The organism is Pseudomonas sp. KH_027 (genome assembly GCF_057838565.1).
In genome coordinates this window covers 2,360,042-2,376,561 of sequence record NZ_CM174470.1, presented here as the reverse complement: position 1 = coordinate 2,376,561, position 16,520 = coordinate 2,360,042, and the positions used below count along the sequence as shown (strand labels likewise).

Below are 16,520 nucleotides of genomic sequence, written 5' to 3'. Positions count from 1 at the left end.
ACTGCGGCGGTAGGATCACCTGATCACCCCAGCGTAAGGACTGAGAAATGGGCCTCAAGGAAGACCAAGCGTAAGCCAGGCACTGCGGCTAGCAGCTGCGGATTAGCTGCAAGAATTCCTGGCGAGTGTTGTACGACTCACGGAAGGCACCGAGCATCACCGAGGTGCTCATCACCGAGTTCTGCTTCTCCACGCCGCGCATCATCATGCACATGTGTTTGGCTTCGATTACCACGGCTACGCCGGCGGCATCGGTGACCTGGGTAATCGCTTCGGCAATCTGCCGCGTGAGGTTTTCCTGTATCTGCAAACGGCGGGCGAACATATCGACAATCCGCGCCACCTTCGACAGCCCCAGCACCTTGCCGGTGGGCATGTAGGCGACATGGGCCTTGCCAATAAACGGCAGCAGGTGGTGTTCGCACAGCGAGTACAACTCGATATCGCGGACGATGACCATCTCATCGTTATCCGACTCAAACAGCGCGCCGTTTACGGTTTGCTCCAGGCTTTGCTGGTAGCCATGACACAGATACTGCATGGCTTTAGCCGCACGTTTTGGCGTGTCCAGCAAGCCTTCGCGCTGCGGGTCTTCGCCCACACCCTGAAGAATTTCGCGGTAATTTCTGGCCAGTTCTTCGTTCATCGGTCGACCTTATTGTTATGGGCGGAAACGGAGTTGGGCCAACATGGCCACCTATGCCTTGGCCATACTCAACCCACTCAACACCATGCGACTAAACAACGCCGCCAAACTCTCCAACGGCGGCCGTCCACCATTGGGGTAGCCAGCAACAACGCGATCCAGCAATGCCTGCATGCCCAAGGCAATCGGGTTGCACTCGCCGGCCGGCAAGGCGCAGTGGCGGAGGATGTTTTCCAGGTGCTGGGTGTTGGCCCTACGTAGCCGTTCAATGCTGTCTTGTTGCTCGTAACTGAGGCTGCGAAACTCCAGGCGGGCGAGGGCGTGGCGCTGGTCGTGCAGGCAGTTGAATTGCAGGTGCATGTGCACGTAGGTTTCCAACTGCAGCAGGCCATCAGCAAGGCGCGGCGCTTCGGTTTGCAACAGCTCCAACAGATCACTTTCATGCTCTTCGATCAGCTCGAACAGCAGCGCCTGTTTGCTTTCAATATGGTTGTACAGCGAGCCCACCTGCATATGCAGCGCCGCTGCCAATTGGCGCAGGCTGACGCCGTGAAAGCCATGCTCGGCAAATAGCTCCAGCGCCACTTGGCGCAACAACTGCCGGGTGCCAACGTCGACGCTTGGGACGCCAGGCCAGAGTGTTAACGGTAAGGCCTGCACAGCGCGCGCGGCGATCAATGGCGTTCCAGCGCCAGGGCTACGCCCAGGCCGCCGCCAATGCACAGAGTTGCTAAACCTTTTTTCGCATCGCGCTTAAGCATTTCATGCAGCAAGGTCACCAACACCCGGCAACCTGAAGCGCCAATCGGGTGGCCAAGGGCGATAGCACCCCCGTTAACGTTGACCTTGTTGATGTCCCAACCCAGCTCTTTGCCGACCGACAATGACTGCGCAGCGAAAGCCTCGTTGGCTTCGATCAGGTCCAGATCGGCCAGGGTCCACTCGGCTTTTTCCAGGCACTTCTTGCTGGCCGATACCGGGCCAATACCCATGATCGCCGGGTCTACACCCGCACTGGCGTAGGCCTTGACGGTCGCAAGCACGGGCACGCCCAGCTGCTTGGCTTTGCTCGCACTCATCAGCAGCACAGCAGCGGCGCCGTCATTGATCGTCGAGGCATTGCCGGCGGTTACGCTGCCGTGTTTTTTGAATGCCGGTTTGAGTTTGGCTAGGCTGTCGGCAGTGGTTTGCCCGCGCGGTTGTTCATCAACGGCAAACAGCAGCGGCTCGCCTTTGCGTTGAGGAATCGCCACCGGGGTTATTTCCGCGGCAAAACACCCAGCCTCAATGGCTGCACTGGCCAGCTGTTGCGAGCGCAAGGCATAGGCGTCTTGTTGCTCGCGGGTCAGGCTGTAGCAGTCCACCAGGTTCTCGGCGGTGATGCCCATGTGGTAGTCGTTGAAGGCGTCAATCAGACCGTCTTGCAGCAGCGAATCAGCCAATTGCGCGTGGCCCATGCGCAAACCGGTGCGGGCTTTGGCCAGGGTGTACGGGGCCAGGCTCATGTTTTCCATACCGCCGGCAATCACCACCTCGGCGTCGCCGCAGCGAATCGCCTGGGCCGCCAGGCTGACGGTTTTCAACCCGGAGCCGCAGAGTTTGTTGATGGTCATGGCCGACACGCTATGTGGCAGGCCGGCGTTCAGTGCCGCCTGACGCGCCGGGTTTTGCCCGCAGCCAGCGGTGAGCACCTGGCCGAGAATCACCTCATCTACCAGGCCGGCATCGATCCCGGCTTTTTTCAGCAGCGCTTGGATAACCACGCTGCCCAATTCCACGGCGCTGGTGTTGGCCAGCGCACCCTGAAAGGTGCCGATGGCGGTGCGGGTAGCGGCGACTATGACGACGTCTTGCATACTGAGCTCCAACTTCGAATAAAAAAGCGTGGCACCTTTCCGAGTTGCCACGCCCTGCCACATGGCAGAAAACAGGTGCACCCACGCGCCGCAGCTCGCGGGTGTCGGGGGTTACAGCTGAGTCACGGCGATTTTACCGGTGGCCTGGCTGGCATCGTGGAACTGGTCATTAGAGAGCGGGGCACTCGGGCCATTGCGCCATTGCTCGAGCAACTGCGCTTGGCGCTGTTCGGCGTGGGCGAGGAAGCGTTCTTTAACCGGGCCATAACCGCGCACGCTATCCGGCAGCTGCGCCAACTCCTGAGCCAGTGCCAGCTTGTCGGCATTCAAGCCAGCCAGTACTTCGTCGAGGATGGCTTCGTAATTGGCCTGCCAGCTGCGTTCCACCTTGCGCTCATGGGTGTAGCCGAACGGGTCGAGCCAGGTATTGCGCAGGAACTTGAGCCTGGCCAGCAGCTTGAAGCCTTGCAGCATCCACGGGCCAAAACTGCGTTTTTTCGGCTCACGGCCACTGCTATTGTCGTTCATCAATGGCGGCGCCAAGTGGAAACGCAGGCTGTAGTCGCCTTCGAACGAGGCCTGGATTTTTTCCAGGAATTCGCCGTTGGTGAACAGCCGCGCTACTTCGTACTCATCCTTGATCGCCAGCACTTTGAAGTAGTAACGGGCAACGCTTGCCGACAGATCACCTGGTTGACCGAGCAGCGCAGTTTCCGCTGCCATGAATTGCTCGACGCGCTGCTGGTAGCGCTGGGCATAGGCTTTGTTCTGGTAGGCGGTCAGGAAAGTCATGCGCCGCGCCAGGGTTTCTTCCAGGCTTTGCGACAGAACGCGGTCAGCACTCTGTACCTTGGCAGCTTCCAGCTTGCGTAATACGCGGGGCAAGTCCACGGCACTGCGCCGGCCCCAGGCGAAGGCATTGAGGTTGAACGCCACGGCGGTGCCATTCAGTTCGATGGCCTGAACCAGCGCCGTTTCACCCACCGGCAACCAGCCTTTCTGGTAGGCGTAGCCAAGCATAAAGGTGTTGGTGGCAATCGAGTCGCCCATCAACGCCGTGGCGATTTTGCTCGCATCGACAAAGTCCGCCTGGGCATGGCCAACCGCTTCGGCAATTTGCACCGACATGCTCTGGGTGTGGAATTTCGGGTCCGGGTGCTTCAGCAGATCACCGCTTTCCGCTTGCAAGGCGAAGGTGCGGACAAAGGCGCTGGTGATGCTTTCTTCACTGTTGACCAGGGCATGGGTGACGCCTTGGCGTAGCTTCGACAGCGTCTCGGTATTAGCACTTACCACCAGGTCGCAACCCAGCAGCAGGGCGGCTTCACCTTCGGCAATCCGTGGCGCAAACAACTGCTCTTGGCGCGCGGCAATGCGAATGTGTGACCACACCGCGCCGCCTTTCTGCGCCATGCCGGCCATATCCAGATTCAGCGTGCCTTTGCCTTCAATAAACGCCGCCATACCGAGCAGGGCGCCGATGGTCACCACTCCAGTGCCGCCAACGCCGGTCACCAGAATGCTGTAGGGCTCATCCAGCGCAACGGTGGCCGGTGTTGGTAGCTCCCACACATCATCGGGGTTGGCCGCCAGCGCCTTGGGTTTGCGCAACGTACCGCCTTCGACGGTGACAAAGCTCGGGCAAAAACCATTAAGGCAGGTGAAGTCTTTGTTGCATGAAGACTGGTCAATTTCACGCTTGCGGCCGTACTCGGTTTCCACCGCCACCACCGACATGCAGTTGGACTTGCTACTGCAATCACCACAGCCCTCACAGACTGCTTCGTTGATCACTACCCGACGAGCCGGATCCGGAAATTTGCCGCGCTTACGGCGCCGACGTTTTTCCGCGGCGCAGGTCTGGTCGTAGATGATTGCCGACACACCCTTGAATTGCCGCAGCTCCTCTTGCACCTCGTCCATCTTGTCGCGGCGCAGTACCGGCACGCCGGCAGCCAGGTCGTGGATGTGCTGGTACTTCTCAACGTCGTCGCTCACCACCACCAAACGCTGCACGCCCTCAGCCGCCAACTGCCGGCTGATCTGCGCCACGCTGAGGGTGCCGTCAACCGGCTGGCCGCCAGTCATGGCCACGGCGTCGTTGTAGAGAATCTTGTAGGTGATCTGCACCTTGGCGGCGATAGCGGCGCGAATGGCCAAAATGCCGGAGTGGAAATAGGTGCCGTCACCCAGGTTGGCGAACACATGCTGAGTGGTGGTGAAGGGCGCCTGGCCGATCCATGCCACGCCTTCGCCGCCCATTTGGCTGAACGTTTGGGTTTGCGGGTAAATCCACGCGGCCATGTAGTGACAGCCAATACCGGCAAGAGCACGGCTACCGGCCGGCACCTTGGTCGAGGTGTTGTGCGGGCAACCGGAGCAGTAATGTGGCACGCGGTCCATCAGGTTGCTGAACTGGCCCTTGCTCGCCAGTTGCGCGTCCAATACGGCCAGGCGCACTTGCAGCGCGCCGCTTTGATGCAGACGCAAAATGCGTTTGGCCAGCGCACGGGCAATCATTGCCGGGGTCAGGTCGTTGATGGCAGGCAGCAGCCAGTCGGTGTGCGGCAGGCTCCATTCACCTTTGTCATCGAATTTGCCGACGATGCGCGGGCGCACGTCCTCGCGCCAGTTGTAGAGTTCTTCCTTGAGTTGGTACTCGATCATGTGGCGTTTTTCTTCCACCACCACGATCTCCTCCAGGCCCTCGGCAAACTGCCGCACGCCTTCTGCTTCCAATGGCCAGACCATGCCGACCTTGTACACACGCAAGCCAATTTGCTGCGCCAGAGCGTCATCTATGCCGAGGATTTTCAGCGCTTGGCATACGTCCAGGTAGGACTTGCCCGAGGTAATAATGCCAATCCGCGCTTTCGGCGAATCCATCACAATGCGGTCGATACGGTTGGCACGGGCGTAGGCCAGCGCCGCGTATAGCTTGTGCTCCAGCAGCCGTTGTTCCTGCGCCAGAGGTGGGTCTGGCCAACGAATGTTCAGGCCACCTTCAGGCAGCTGAATGTCCGGAATAATCGGCTGCACGCGGTTGATATCGATATCAACAATGGCCGCGCTTTCCACAGTATCAGCCACTGCTTTCAGGGCCACCCAGCAACCCGAATAGCGCGACATGGCCCAGCCATGCATGCCGTAGTCGAGGTACTCCTGCACGCCAGACGGCGCCAGTACCGGCATCATCACCGCTTTGAAAATATGCTCAGTCTGGTGCGGCAGCGAAGAAGAACGGGCGCCATGGTCGTCACCGGCAATCGCCAGTACACCACCGAACTTCGAGGTGCCGGCGGCATTGGCGTGGCGGAACACATCGCCACAACGGTCCACGCCCGGCCCCTTGCCGTACCACATGCCGAACACGCCATCGTAGGTAGCGCCCTCGAAAATATTCACCTGCTGCGTACCCCAGATCGAGGTGGCCGCGAGGTCTTCGTTCATGCCAGGGTGGAACACCGTGTGGTGCTCTTTGAGGTAGTCGCGAGCCTTCCACAACGCCTGGTCGAAGCCGCCCAGGGGTGAGCCGCGATAGCCGGAAATAAACCCGGCCGTGTTCAGCCCATTGGCCAGATCGCGTTGGCGCTGCATCAGGGGCAGACGCACCAGCGCTTGAATACCGGTGAGCAAAACTTTTCCGCTGTGCTGGACGTATTTGTCATCCAGAGACGGGGGCGCACTCATGTTCATCCTCCAGGCTTTATTGTGTTGGCGGCGCCAGGAGAACGGCGTTGCCTTGTTGTTGGCCGGAGTCTAGGGAGGAGGAGTGTCATCGTAAAATCACAAAAACAGCAGGGCGGTATTGGGTTTTCAGATAGCTGAACTGCTGTCGGGCTGCCGCCGTCATCCTTGCGAATGCGGGGAGCCAGAATTTTGAAGGGGCGGTGATGTATGACTCACGCGGGTTAGTCCCCTCTCCCGCAAGCGGGCAGAGGGGACGGATTGATGTATCCCGGCCACCTCTAATCCCCTCCAAAAACCTCCCCCTTAATACCATCTGCATTTCACCAATACACCCAATCGTTGTTCCTGAACCACCCCGTCCCGTCTACTTCAGTCCACACCGAAAGCCCCCACGCCAGCGCATTAAAAGCTGCGCCCGGCGGGCCCAAAACCTCGGCTGGCAATAACAACAAGAACGTGACGGGAGTGTTGATGAACAACGCAAAGCTAAAGCCGTTAAGCCTGGCCGTGTGGCTCAGCGTGACCGGGTGTGCCTTGACCGCTGGCCATGGTCAGGCCGCCGAGTTTGATACTGGCAACCCAGACATGACCGCCCGCTGGGACAACACGGTGCGCTACAACCTCGGTGTACGGGCTGAGGAACGTGGCAGCGCCTTGGCCAACAACGCCACCTACGACGAGTCCGATTCCAAGTTTGATCGCGGCGATGTGCCTCAGCGTATTCACCCTGACCTGCATCGGAGGCTCGATCTGGACGCTCTATCTGGGCTTCTTCCTCGTGCCGCTGGCAGGGCTGGGCACCTTGCAGGTGACCTGGTCGCACTTGGTCAACCTGTGGTTCGAGGAAAACCGTGGCCTGGCGCTGGCGATCATTCTTAGCGGTTCCGGACTGGCGGCGATCATGCTGCCGCTGATCACCGCCTGGGCCATTGGTCGTTGGAACTGGCAGGCTGGTTTCCTAGCCCTGGGCGTGTTGCCGGTGTTGCTGGCCTTACCCTTGACATTGCGCTGGTTGCTGCCAACCGCCGATGCCAGCCACAGCCCTGCGCAACCTATTGCCGTTAGCGAACAAGCGGGCGGGCTGCTGCTGCGTGAGGCACTGCGCTCGTGGCGGTTTTGGGTGTGCAACCTGTCGATGACGCTAGTGGTGTCCTGTGTGGTGGGCATGGTCACTAATATCGTGCCGCTGCTGCAGGACCGTGGCCTGAGCGCGTTACAGGCCAGCCAGATCTTCAGCAGCTTTGGCGTGTCGCTGATTCTTGGCCGCTTGCTGGTGGGCTATCTGATCGACCGCCTATGGGCGCCCGGCGTTGCCTCGTTGGCGCTGCTGATGCCGGCATTTGCCTGCGGCATTTTTGCCTACGGCGACTCCAGTATTGCCATGTACACCCTCGCAACGTTGTTGGTGGGCGTGGGTGCTGGCGCTGAGTTCGACATAGCGGCGTTCATGATTGCGCGCTACTTCGGTATGCGTGATTACGGCCGCCTGTTTGGCGCGCACCTGGGCCTGATTACGGCCGGCGCGGCAACTTCGCCGCTGCTGTTTGCGGCGATGTTCAAGTTCACCGGCGGTTACTCGGCGATGTTGCTGTTCAGTTTTGTCTGCTTCGTGATCGGGCCCTTGCTGTTGCTGACGCTAGGCGGTTATCCGCGCTATCAGTCCGAAGCTCAGTTGGCGAATTAAACCGGCGGCACCCTCAAATATATGGACAAATAACGGATAAATGTACAACTATTGCCCAATGCGCAACCCGACAACAAAACAAACAAGGAGAATGTCATGCGTGCAGCCATCATTTCCGAGCGCAACGCGGCGCCGGTAGTCGGTGAGTTTCGTGAGCCGCAACCGCAAGACGGCGCGGTACTGATTGACGTAGACACTGCAGGCTTGGGCGGCTGGGACGTCCTTGGTGCCTATCGCCTAGGTGTGGAGTACCCCTGTGTCATTCGTGGTGAAGGGGTGGGCAAGGCGCCCGACGGCCGCCGCGTGTACTTCGGTGAACGTTCGGTGTTGCCATTCGGTGCCTGGGCCGAGCGCACTCTGGTGCCGCAGGCCGAGGTATGGAGCGTGCCGGATGATGTCGACGATAAAACCGCGATCAGCATGGGCATCGCCGCCACCGGCGCCATCGTACCGCTGGAGAAAGCCGAGATTCAGAAAGGTGAAAAGGTTCTAGTATTGGGCGCCACCGGCACCCTCGGCCAGATTGCCCTGCAACTGGCGCGTGGTATGGGCGCGGGCAAAGTGGTTGGCGCTGCGCGCTCAGCCGAAGCGCTGGGTCGTTTGAAATCCCGTGGCATTGCCGACGAGGTGGTCACCCTGGGTGGCAGCGACGATGTTGCCGCGCTCAAAGAAGCGGCCGATGGCGGCTTTGATGTGGTGCTCGACCTGGTGTGCGGGCAACCCATGTTGACCTCACTGAAAGCCACCAACTGGGGCGCGCGAATCATGACCATCGGCACGGGTGCCGGTCGCCAGCTCAACCTGGATATCGCTGATTTGTTGTTCCGCAGTTTGTCGTGCATTGGCACCGGCCAACGCCCGCCAACGGACCGCGAACAGATCTGGCTGCGCCTGCTGAAAATCGCCAAAGAGCAGCAGATTCAGGTCGATTACCTGGACTTCACCCTCGACCAAGCCGCTGAAGCCTGGGCCGCGCAAGTGAGCGGGCCGCACGCAAAAATCACCGCCACGATTCGTCGTTAACGGTTCAAACCATTGTGGGAGAGGCTTCAGCCTCGAAAACCATCGAGCCTGAAGGTTCTCTCACAGGAAATGCTCAGCGGCGTTTTAGCGTTGGCGCTGGCGGCGAAACTCTTCTGGCGTTACGCCCAGTTCTTTACGAAAGGCAGCGCTGAAGGCGGCGGCATTGTTGAAGCCGGCTTGGTAGGCAACTTGTTTAACCAGCAACTGTGGGTCGGCCAATAGCGCCATGGCTTTTTGCAGGCGGCTTTGCGCGGCGTACTGGCGCAGGGTCATGCCCGTAGTGTTTTTGCAGCGGTTGGACAGCGCCCGCAATGGCAGCTCGCAGGCCAGCGCTAGCCGGCGCAGGGAGCGGCCTTCATCGCTGCTGGCATCGAGCAGTTCACGCAGGATGTTGAGTTGCCGGGGGCTGAGTTTTGCCGTGCTCTGTTCGGCGTCGCTGACAACGCTGGGGGCGTCGATAAACTCGCGGCGCAGGTCCAGGGCAATGCTGGTGAGCAGGCACTCGGTTTGCAGTTCGCTGGCAAAGCCGGGGTTGGCCACTTCTTCGGGCAGGCGCTGCAAGGAGGCATGCAGGTAACCGCTTTGCAGGTTGAGCATGGCTTCGCTGACGCTGTCTTGCCAGTTCCAGCGGTAACTGCCAAGCCGCCAAGGGAGGCGGGGTCGAACACGCACACCAGAGCCTTTTGCTCGCAGGCATCGTGGCGCAGGTGGAACTCGGTGCCATGGGGAATAAACAGCAGTTTGCCTAGCGGCTGGAACTGGCGCCCGCCATGGCGGGAAAAGGTCCCGCAGTTGGGTTTGACCTGGTTGCTGGCGGGCAGCATCAGGCGCAGCAGGCAGCTGTCGCCGGTGTCGATCAGGGCGGTGCCGGCGTTGGACCATTGGGCCCGTTCAACACGGATGTCGAAGCCTTGTTTAGCCAGCGAAGCCTCGGTCAGGAAATGGCCTGAGTCTTCGCAGCCGTACTCGCTGTACTGGATCGCGTTCATCTTCAACCTTCAGCAATTTTTATTGTTGGCGCTGAAATTCGAAGGGTAGCGATACGTCATGGCAGCTACCCGATCCCGAGTGTAACCAGCACCCGGACCGAGCTGTTTCATATATTCAAGTGGCAGGTATTAGAAATTCAGATGACCAAGGGCAAAGATATTTCTATGCGTCAGTTGCGCTATTTTGTCGCCGCCGCTGACGCTGGGCAGTTCTCCCAGGCGGCGCTGAAGGCGCATGTGTCACAGTCGGCGATTACTGCGGCGGTGCTACACCTGGAGCAAACCATGGGCGTCAGCCTGTTTGATCGTCTGCCCTATGGCGTCACCCTGACGGCCGAGGGCAACAAGTTTGCCCAGCATGCGCGGCATATCCTCGACACTCTGCAGGACGCCCTCAGCGAGCCGCTATTTCTCAGCCATGCGATGCAGGGCACCGTGCGTGTTGGCGCGTCATACACGGTGTTGGGGTATTTTTTGCCTGCGTTGTTAGCGCGCTTTAAACGCAGCTATCCGCAGGTGGAGATCGACCTGATCGACATGGACCGCCAGAGCATTGAGGCCGCAGTGAGTAACGGCGACCTTGACCTGGGCCTGGCGATTGTTTCCAATACACCGAACCTGAAGGGCTTTGCCCACCAAGTACTGATTCGTTCCCGCCGGCAACTCTGGCTCTCAAGCCAACACCCGCTGATGGACGCTCCCTCGATCAACCTCGAAGACGTCGCCGAGCACGCTTATATCCTCGCCACGGTGGATGAGGGCGACGCTTCAACGCTGCGCTATTGGGAGTCTCGCGGGCTGACGCCCAACGTGGCCTTTCGCACTTCGTCGATGGAGGCGTTACGCGGACTGGTGGGGCATGGGTTTGGCGTGACCATTCTCTCGGACATGCTTTACCGAGCCTGGTCGCTGGAAGGTAAGAAGATTGAAATCCGCCCGCTGGTGGACATGATTCCGCCGATGGAGTTGGGCCTGATCTGGCTGCCGGATAACCGTTTGTCGGAACCGGCACAAGCGTTCCGGCAGTTCCTGATCATGGCCTGCGCGTCTTAGCCGTTACAGGCGCGCGGTGCTTTCCGGCGGCCAGATGCCGTTGTTCATCAGGCTGTCGAAGATATCCGTCATTTCCCGCGCTGTGTTCGGGTAGTCGTGGCGTACCCACCACAACCACAAGCCCACCAGCGCGCCGACAAAACAACGTACGGCCACTTCGCCGCGCATTTCCGCCACCTGGTACAGGCTCTGTTTGCGGTAGTGCTCGCGCACTTGAATGATCAGGATATTTTCCAAATGGGCGAGGATCACGCTCTGCCCAGGGCCGCTGAAAAACGAGGTGGTCAGCGCCGCATGGCGCTCGGTGGCGCTGAACAGCCACGCCGATACATCCAGCACCACTCGGCGGTCGCCACGCACTTCAGTGACCTTGGTGGAAGGCATGCCGATGGCCTCGTAGCCCGCGACAATCAGGTCTTCCTTGTCGCGAAAGTGCGCGTAGAAGGTGGAGCGGGCCACCCCCGTGCGGTCCAGCAATTCCTGCACGGTGATCTCGCCGTAGTCCTTCTCCAGGGCCAGGCGGTACATGTGGTCCAGCAGCAGTTCGCGCGTGCGTTGTGAGCGCAAGGCGTGGCGTTGGTGGGAAAGGGTTTTGTCGACCATTTGTACGGGAGCGGAGTGAGTCATCCTGTACCTCTGCAGAACTATTTTTATTGGAGTCGTAGCGCCGCGCGCAGTTGTCGCACGGCGGTGATGCTTGAACAGTGACATAAGCTTTTCTGTGCAAGCAAGATGTTTTGTAGGACAGTTTTCAGCAAAGTGTTAATGATTTAACCATTGCCGGACACATTCGAAGTTCTGTTCGTTGTGGCTTTAGTAGCTCGGTCTTACCGTTTCTCCAGTCCGTCAGAGGCCTTGGAGAACAATAAAAATGAGCCACGATCCAGCCGTTCCCGCCCACATCCCCCCGCACCTGGTGCGCGACTTCGACCTCTGGGCCGAACTCACCGCCCAAGGTGAAAACGCCTATGCCTGGGCGGCCGAGTTACACCAGACCACCCCACCGATTTTCTGGATTCCGCGCCTGGGGTTTTTGCCCGGCACCTGGGTGCCACGCCGTGCCGAAGACTTGCGGCGTATTCTGCAAGACCCGCAAACCTTCAGCAGCGTCGGACTCACGCCTTACGCCATGTTGCTCGGTGAAAGCTGGCGCCTGGCGCCGTTGGAAATCGACCCGCCCGAGCATGGCAAGTACCGCGCCTTACTCAACCCTTTGTTCACCCCGAAAAAAGTCGAGGCGCTGGAGCAGGACATTCGCCAGTTGGCCACGCAGCTGATCGACGATGTGGTGGCGCAGGGCCGTTGCGATTTCAACGAGGCGTTTGCCAAACCCTTTCCCACCTTGATTTTCCTCACCCTGATGGGCTGGCCACTGGAAGACCGGCCGTTGTTCCAGCACTGGACGCAGACGCTGATCAAAAGCTTCGACATGCAGGTGGTCACCGACAATGCGCGGGCCATCACCGTATGGATCCGCAACCACATTGCCGAACGCCGCGCCACCCCTGGTGACGACTTCACCAGCTACCTGCTGACCAGCGAGATTGATGGCCGGCCGCTGACCGACGATGAAATGCTTGGCATCAACTTCCTGATTTTTATCGCCGGGCTGGACACAGTTACCTCGTGCCTGGGCCTGTTCTTTCGTCATTTGGCGCGCAACCCCGAGCAACAAGCGCAACTGCGGGCCAACCCGGAACTGATCGGTGATGCGGTGGAGGAGCTGCTGCGCTCGTACTCCATCGTCAACATGCGCCGCACGGTCACCCAGGACGTTCAGATCGGTGATGCCACCATGAAGAAGGGCGACATGGTGCTGATCAGCACCGAGCTGGCCAACCTCGACCCTGAGGGGTTCGACGAGGCCAGCAAGGTCGACTTCCGGCGCAACGCCGGTGTTTCGCCGCATATGGCGTTTTCCTATGGCGTGCACCGCTGCGTGGGCTCGCACCTGGCGCGCCGCGAACTGCGGATTGCCATGGAGTTGTGGCTGCAAAAGCTACCGCCGTTCCGCATCGCCGACGACAGCACACCGCGCTTCAACGCCTTTGGCGTGTTCGGCATGGAAGACCTCCACCTGCAATGGGACTTGCCCAGGACCGCTGCCAAAGCGCAAACAAAACAGGCGGCCAGCGCATGAAAGTGCTGATCAACCAACCCCGCTGCGTGGGCCATGCCCGCTGTAACAACGTCGCCCCCGCGCTCTATCCGCTGGATGACAACGGCTATATCGCGAGTAGCGGCTTCAGCGTGCCGGCGGGGCAGGAGGGCCTGGCACAACGTGCAGCCCGGGCCTGTCCGGAGCGGGTGATCGCGGTTCGCGATAGTCCCGTCGAACCTCAGTAGTTGCCGCCATGGGGCTGATTGGTCCTGCGGCAGAAGCCTTAAAAGAAACCAGCAAAAGAAGAACAACAATGAGCAAAACCTACGACTACATCATCATCGGCGCGGGGTCATCTGGCTGCGTGCTGGCCAATCGCTTGTCCGCCGACCCGAAGGTGTCGGTGCTGCTGATCGAAAGCGGCCCGGACCACACCAGCCCATTAATCGCCATGCCCCGGGGCATTGGCAAATTGCTGAGCCCCGGTAACCCCCATGTCTGGAGCTATCAGGCCGCGCGCGGCGAGGGCATGAACAACGAGCAGTGGCTGAAGGGCAAGACCATTGGCGGCTCCAGCTCGGTGAACGGCATGGTCTATGTGCGCGGCGCGCCTGCTGACTATGACAACTGGGAAGCGCAAGGCTGCACCGGTTGGGGCTGGGCCGATATGGGCCGCCAGTTCGTCGCCTTGGAAGACCACCAACTGGGCAAAAGCCAATGGCGCGGCGTAGGTGGGCCGCTCAAGGTCACCGTGCACCCGCCAGGCCACGCGCTGTGCGACGCGGTGATCAGCGCGGCCGGTGCGCTTGGCGTGGCGCGCACCGACGACACCAACCATGTTGACTCCGTTAGCCACGGCGGCTTTGGGTACCAGCCGCAAACCACCTGGAAGGGCCAGCGTTTCAGCGCCGCCAAGGCGTTCCTCGATCCGGTGCGCGAGCGCTCGAACTTGACGGTGCTGACCGGCACCGACGTGCAGCGCATCGAGTTCACTGAGCGCCGCGCTTCAGCCGTGCAGGTCAACGGCAGTGCCGGTAAGACCCGTTTCGAGGCGCGTCGCGAGGTGTTGTTGTGTGCCGGCGCCGTCGAGTCGCCCAAGCTGTTGCAGCTGTCCGGCATCGGCCCGGCCGAGCTGCTGAACAAGCTCGGTATCGCTGTGCTGCAAGATGCCCCAGAGGTGGGTCGCAATCTGCGCGAGCATGTGTACATGGCCATGCAGTACCGGGTCTCCAGCGGCAGCTTCAATCATTGCTTCCATGGCATCGGCCTGCTGGGCGCGGTGGCGCAGTATTTCCTGCGCAAGAAAGGTCCGATGACGCACGCCGCCCATGAGGCCGGCGGCTTTATCAAAACCCGCCCAGAGTTGGACCGCCCGGACGCGCAAATAGGCGTGAGCCTGTATTCCATGGATGGCGACGGCAACAAGGTCGAAATCGACAAGCAGCCCGGCCTGACCATCGGCGGCTACTTCCTGCGCCCGCAAAGCCAGGGCGAGGTGCGCATTCAATCGGCAGACCCCGCCGTGCCGCCGCACATCAACGCCAATTACTTGAGTGCCGAGATCGACCGCACTTCAGCAATTTCGTTGTTTCGCTGGTTCCGCCGCCTGGCTGCGCAGCCGGTGCTCAAGCCATTCATCGTTGGTGAATTAACCCCGGGGCCGCTGGTGGAAAGCGACGAGCAAATCCTTGCCGCGTTCCGCCGCTTTGGCCAAACCGCCTACCACGTCTCCGGCACCTGCCGCATGGGCGCCGACAGCGCTTCGGTGCTCGACCCCGAGCTGCGTGTACGAGGTGTCGAGGGCCTGCGGGTGGTCGACACCTCCGTGATGCCATGCCTGGTGTCCGGCAACACCAACGCTCCGGCCATGGCCATCGCCATGCGTGCCGCGGAACTCATTACCGGCAAAACCTCAGGAGGCACAGCGCCATGAACCAGAGCACCATGAGCGTTCCCTTTACCCAGTTGGACAAGCTGTATATCGATGGCGCCTGGGTAGGCGCTGACGGCCCGCGCGAAGCGGTGCTTAACCCGGCCACCGAAGAGGTGATCGGTCATGCGCCGGTGGGCGACGTACGCAGCGCCGATGCGGCCATTGCTGCGGCACGCACTGCCTTTGATAACGGCCCTTGGCCGTGGCTGAGCATGGCCGAGCGCGCCGACTACCTGCGGCGCATGCACACGGCATTGGTGGCCCAGCGCGAACAGATTGCCGCGCTGATCATTGCCGAAGTCGGTTGCTCGCAAGGCGTGACCTACGCCATGCAGGTGGATATGCCGCTAGGCCATGTGCTCATCGCTATCGAGCAATCGTTGCACAGCGACAGCCTGCAAATTCCCGTTCACGCTAACCCCAACCCGTTCAACCCAGGTGGGCCGATGATTCTCGGTAGCGGCACGGTGGAGCGCGAGGCGATTGGCGTGGTGGCAGGGATTACCGGCTACAACTTCCCGTTTTTGTTGAACCTGGCCAAGGTGTTTCCGGCCTTGCTGGCGGGCAACACCCTGGTGCTCAAGCCATCGCCCTTTACTCCGTATTCGGCGTTGCTGTTCGGGCAGATTGCCGAAGAGGTCGGCCTGCCCAAAGGCGTGCTCAATATCGTTACTGGCGGCATCGATGTGGGCAGCCTACTGAGCAGCGACCCTCGGGTGGATATGGTCTCCTTCACCGGCTCGGAGACGGTCGGCATCAGCATCATGAGCCAGGCCGCGTCGACCCTGAAGCGCGTGCATCTGGAGCTGGGCGGCAAATCGGCATTAATCGTGCGTGCTGACGCGGACATTCAGGCCACCGCCCTCGGTGCCGTCGCTGGGCTGGCCGTGAATGCGGGGCAGGGCTGTGCGCTGCTGACGCGCTTTGTGGTGCACCACTCGGTTCGTGAGCAATTTGTGCAAACCGCCAAGGCCATTGCCGGGCAATGGAAGGTCGGCAACCCGGCCGACCCGAGCGTGATGATGGGCCCGCTGATTCGCGAGGCGCAGCGCGCCAAGGTCGAGCATTTTGTCGCCAGTGGCCGTGATGCTGGCGCCACGCTGGTATGCGGCGGCGGGCGCCCAGCGCACCTGAAGCAAGGGTTCTTCAGCGACATCACCCTGTTCGATGACGTGCGCAACGACATGACCATCGCCCAGGAAGAGATCTTCGGCCCGGTGGGTGTGGTGATCGGTTTCGACGCCGACGACGAAGCCGTTGCCATCGCCAACGACTCCCGGTTTGGCCTTAACGGCGCTGTTGCCTCAGCGGATGCCGCAACCGCCTATGCCCTGGCCAAACGCATTCGCGCGGGCAGCGTGTACCTCAACGGTGGCAGCGGCAGCCTGCCGTATGCGCCGATTGGTGGCTTTAAACGCTCAGGTATCGGCCGCGAATTCGGGCCGAACTGGCTGAAAGAGTTCACCCAGGAGAAATCCATCATCTACCCCATCGGGCGCTAGCGGCGAGCCCCGTGAGCGGGGCTGGAAATGAGCAACTGACAAT

General features: G+C 60.7%; 14 protein-coding genes and 1 pseudogene. 9 read left to right on the top strand and 6 right to left on the bottom strand.

Annotated features, from left to right (window positions below):
* Positions 1-88: 88 nt before the first annotated feature.
* From folE to AC3IYG_RS11295, 4 genes are all read right to left on the bottom strand, one after another.
* Positions 89-646: a GTP cyclohydrolase I FolE gene (gene folE, locus AC3IYG_RS11310; protein WP_489313795.1), complete on the bottom strand. Its 558-nt coding sequence runs from the start codon at positions 644-646 to the stop codon at positions 89-91.
* Positions 647-697: 51 nt separating this feature from the next.
* The gene (locus AC3IYG_RS11305; RefSeq protein ID WP_489313794.1) at positions 698-1,324 is read right to left on the bottom strand and encodes a TetR/AcrR family transcriptional regulator; all 627 of its coding nucleotides are present in this window, start codon (positions 1,322-1,324) and stop codon (positions 698-700) included.
* Positions 1,321-2,502 (bottom strand): acetyl-CoA C-acetyltransferase, encoded by a 1,182-nt coding sequence (locus AC3IYG_RS11300; protein ID WP_489313793.1) that lies wholly within the window; start codon positions 2,500-2,502, stop codon positions 1,321-1,323. The genes AC3IYG_RS11305 and AC3IYG_RS11300 overlap by 4 nt, the downstream gene beginning before the upstream one ends.
* A 111-nt stretch (positions 2,503-2,613) precedes the next feature.
* A complete protein-coding gene (locus AC3IYG_RS11295; RefSeq protein ID WP_489313792.1) occupies positions 2,614-6,192 on the bottom strand; it encodes an indolepyruvate ferredoxin oxidoreductase family protein in 3,579 nt (1,192 codons plus the stop codon).
* A 471-nt stretch (positions 6,193-6,663) separates the two neighbouring features.
* Here AC3IYG_RS11295 and AC3IYG_RS11290 point away from each other — a divergent pair.
* The 3 genes and pseudogenes from AC3IYG_RS11290 to AC3IYG_RS11280 all read left to right on the top strand — a co-directional run.
* A pseudogene (locus AC3IYG_RS11290) lies at positions 6,664-6,903 on the top strand (DUF1302 family protein); the annotation flags it as partial.
* On the top strand, positions 6,899-7,876 hold the full coding sequence (locus AC3IYG_RS11285; protein ID WP_489313791.1) for an MFS transporter: 978 nt from the start codon (positions 6,899-6,901) through the stop codon (positions 7,874-7,876). The pseudogene AC3IYG_RS11290 and the gene AC3IYG_RS11285, both read left to right, overlap by 5 nt.
* A 96-nt stretch (positions 7,877-7,972) precedes the next feature.
* The gene (locus tag AC3IYG_RS11280) at positions 7,973-8,899 is read left to right on the top strand and encodes a quinone oxidoreductase family protein (RefSeq protein WP_489313790.1); all 927 of its coding nucleotides are present in this window, start codon (positions 7,973-7,975) and stop codon (positions 8,897-8,899) included.
* An 84-nt stretch (positions 8,900-8,983) separates the two neighbouring features.
* Here the strand turns inward: AC3IYG_RS11280 and AC3IYG_RS11275 are convergent, their stop codons facing one another.
* Positions 8,984-9,571 carry a helix-turn-helix domain-containing protein gene (locus tag AC3IYG_RS11275; RefSeq protein ID WP_489313789.1) on the bottom strand — a complete coding sequence of 196 codons (588 nt, stop codon included), beginning with the start codon at positions 9,569-9,571 and terminating at the stop codon, positions 8,984-8,986.
* A gap of 126 nt (positions 9,572-9,697) precedes the next feature.
* On the opposite strand from AC3IYG_RS11275, the gene AC3IYG_RS11270 reads away from it, so the two are divergent.
* On the top strand, positions 9,698-9,937 hold the full coding sequence (locus AC3IYG_RS11270; protein WP_489313788.1) for a hypothetical protein: 240 nt from the start codon (positions 9,698-9,700) through the stop codon (positions 9,935-9,937).
* A gap of 92 nt (positions 9,938-10,029) precedes the next feature.
* Positions 10,030-10,941, top strand: a complete 912-nt coding sequence (locus AC3IYG_RS11265; RefSeq protein WP_489313787.1) for a LysR family transcriptional regulator — start codon at positions 10,030-10,032, stop codon at positions 10,939-10,941.
* Between the two features lie 3 nt (positions 10,942-10,944).
* Here AC3IYG_RS11265 and AC3IYG_RS11260 read toward each other — a convergent pair whose 3' ends face one another.
* A complete protein-coding gene (locus tag AC3IYG_RS11260; RefSeq protein WP_489313786.1) occupies positions 10,945-11,568 on the bottom strand; it encodes a TetR/AcrR family transcriptional regulator in 624 nt (207 codons plus the stop codon).
* A 244-nt stretch (positions 11,569-11,812) separates the two neighbouring features.
* On the opposite strand from AC3IYG_RS11260, the gene AC3IYG_RS11255 reads away from it, so the two are divergent.
* The 4 genes from AC3IYG_RS11255 to AC3IYG_RS11240 all read left to right on the top strand — a co-directional run bounded on the left by AC3IYG_RS11255 (position 11,813) and on the right by AC3IYG_RS11240 (position 16,477).
* A complete protein-coding gene (locus tag AC3IYG_RS11255) occupies positions 11,813-13,081 on the top strand; it encodes a cytochrome P450 (RefSeq protein ID WP_489313785.1) in 1,269 nt (422 codons plus the stop codon).
* The gene (locus AC3IYG_RS11250) at positions 13,078-13,287 is read left to right on the top strand and encodes a ferredoxin (protein ID WP_489313784.1); all 210 of its coding nucleotides are present in this window, start codon (positions 13,078-13,080) and stop codon (positions 13,285-13,287) included. Before AC3IYG_RS11255 ends, AC3IYG_RS11250 begins: the two co-directional genes overlap by 4 nt.
* A 68-nt stretch (positions 13,288-13,355) precedes the next feature.
* On the top strand, positions 13,356-14,975 hold the full coding sequence (locus tag AC3IYG_RS11245) for a GMC family oxidoreductase (protein WP_489313783.1): 1,620 nt from the start codon (positions 13,356-13,358) through the stop codon (positions 14,973-14,975).
* Positions 14,972-16,477, top strand: a complete 1,506-nt coding sequence (locus tag AC3IYG_RS11240) for an aldehyde dehydrogenase family protein (RefSeq protein ID WP_489313782.1) — start codon at positions 14,972-14,974, stop codon at positions 16,475-16,477. The genes AC3IYG_RS11245 and AC3IYG_RS11240 overlap by 4 nt, the downstream gene beginning before the upstream one ends.
* Positions 16,478-16,520 lie beyond the last annotated feature (43 nt).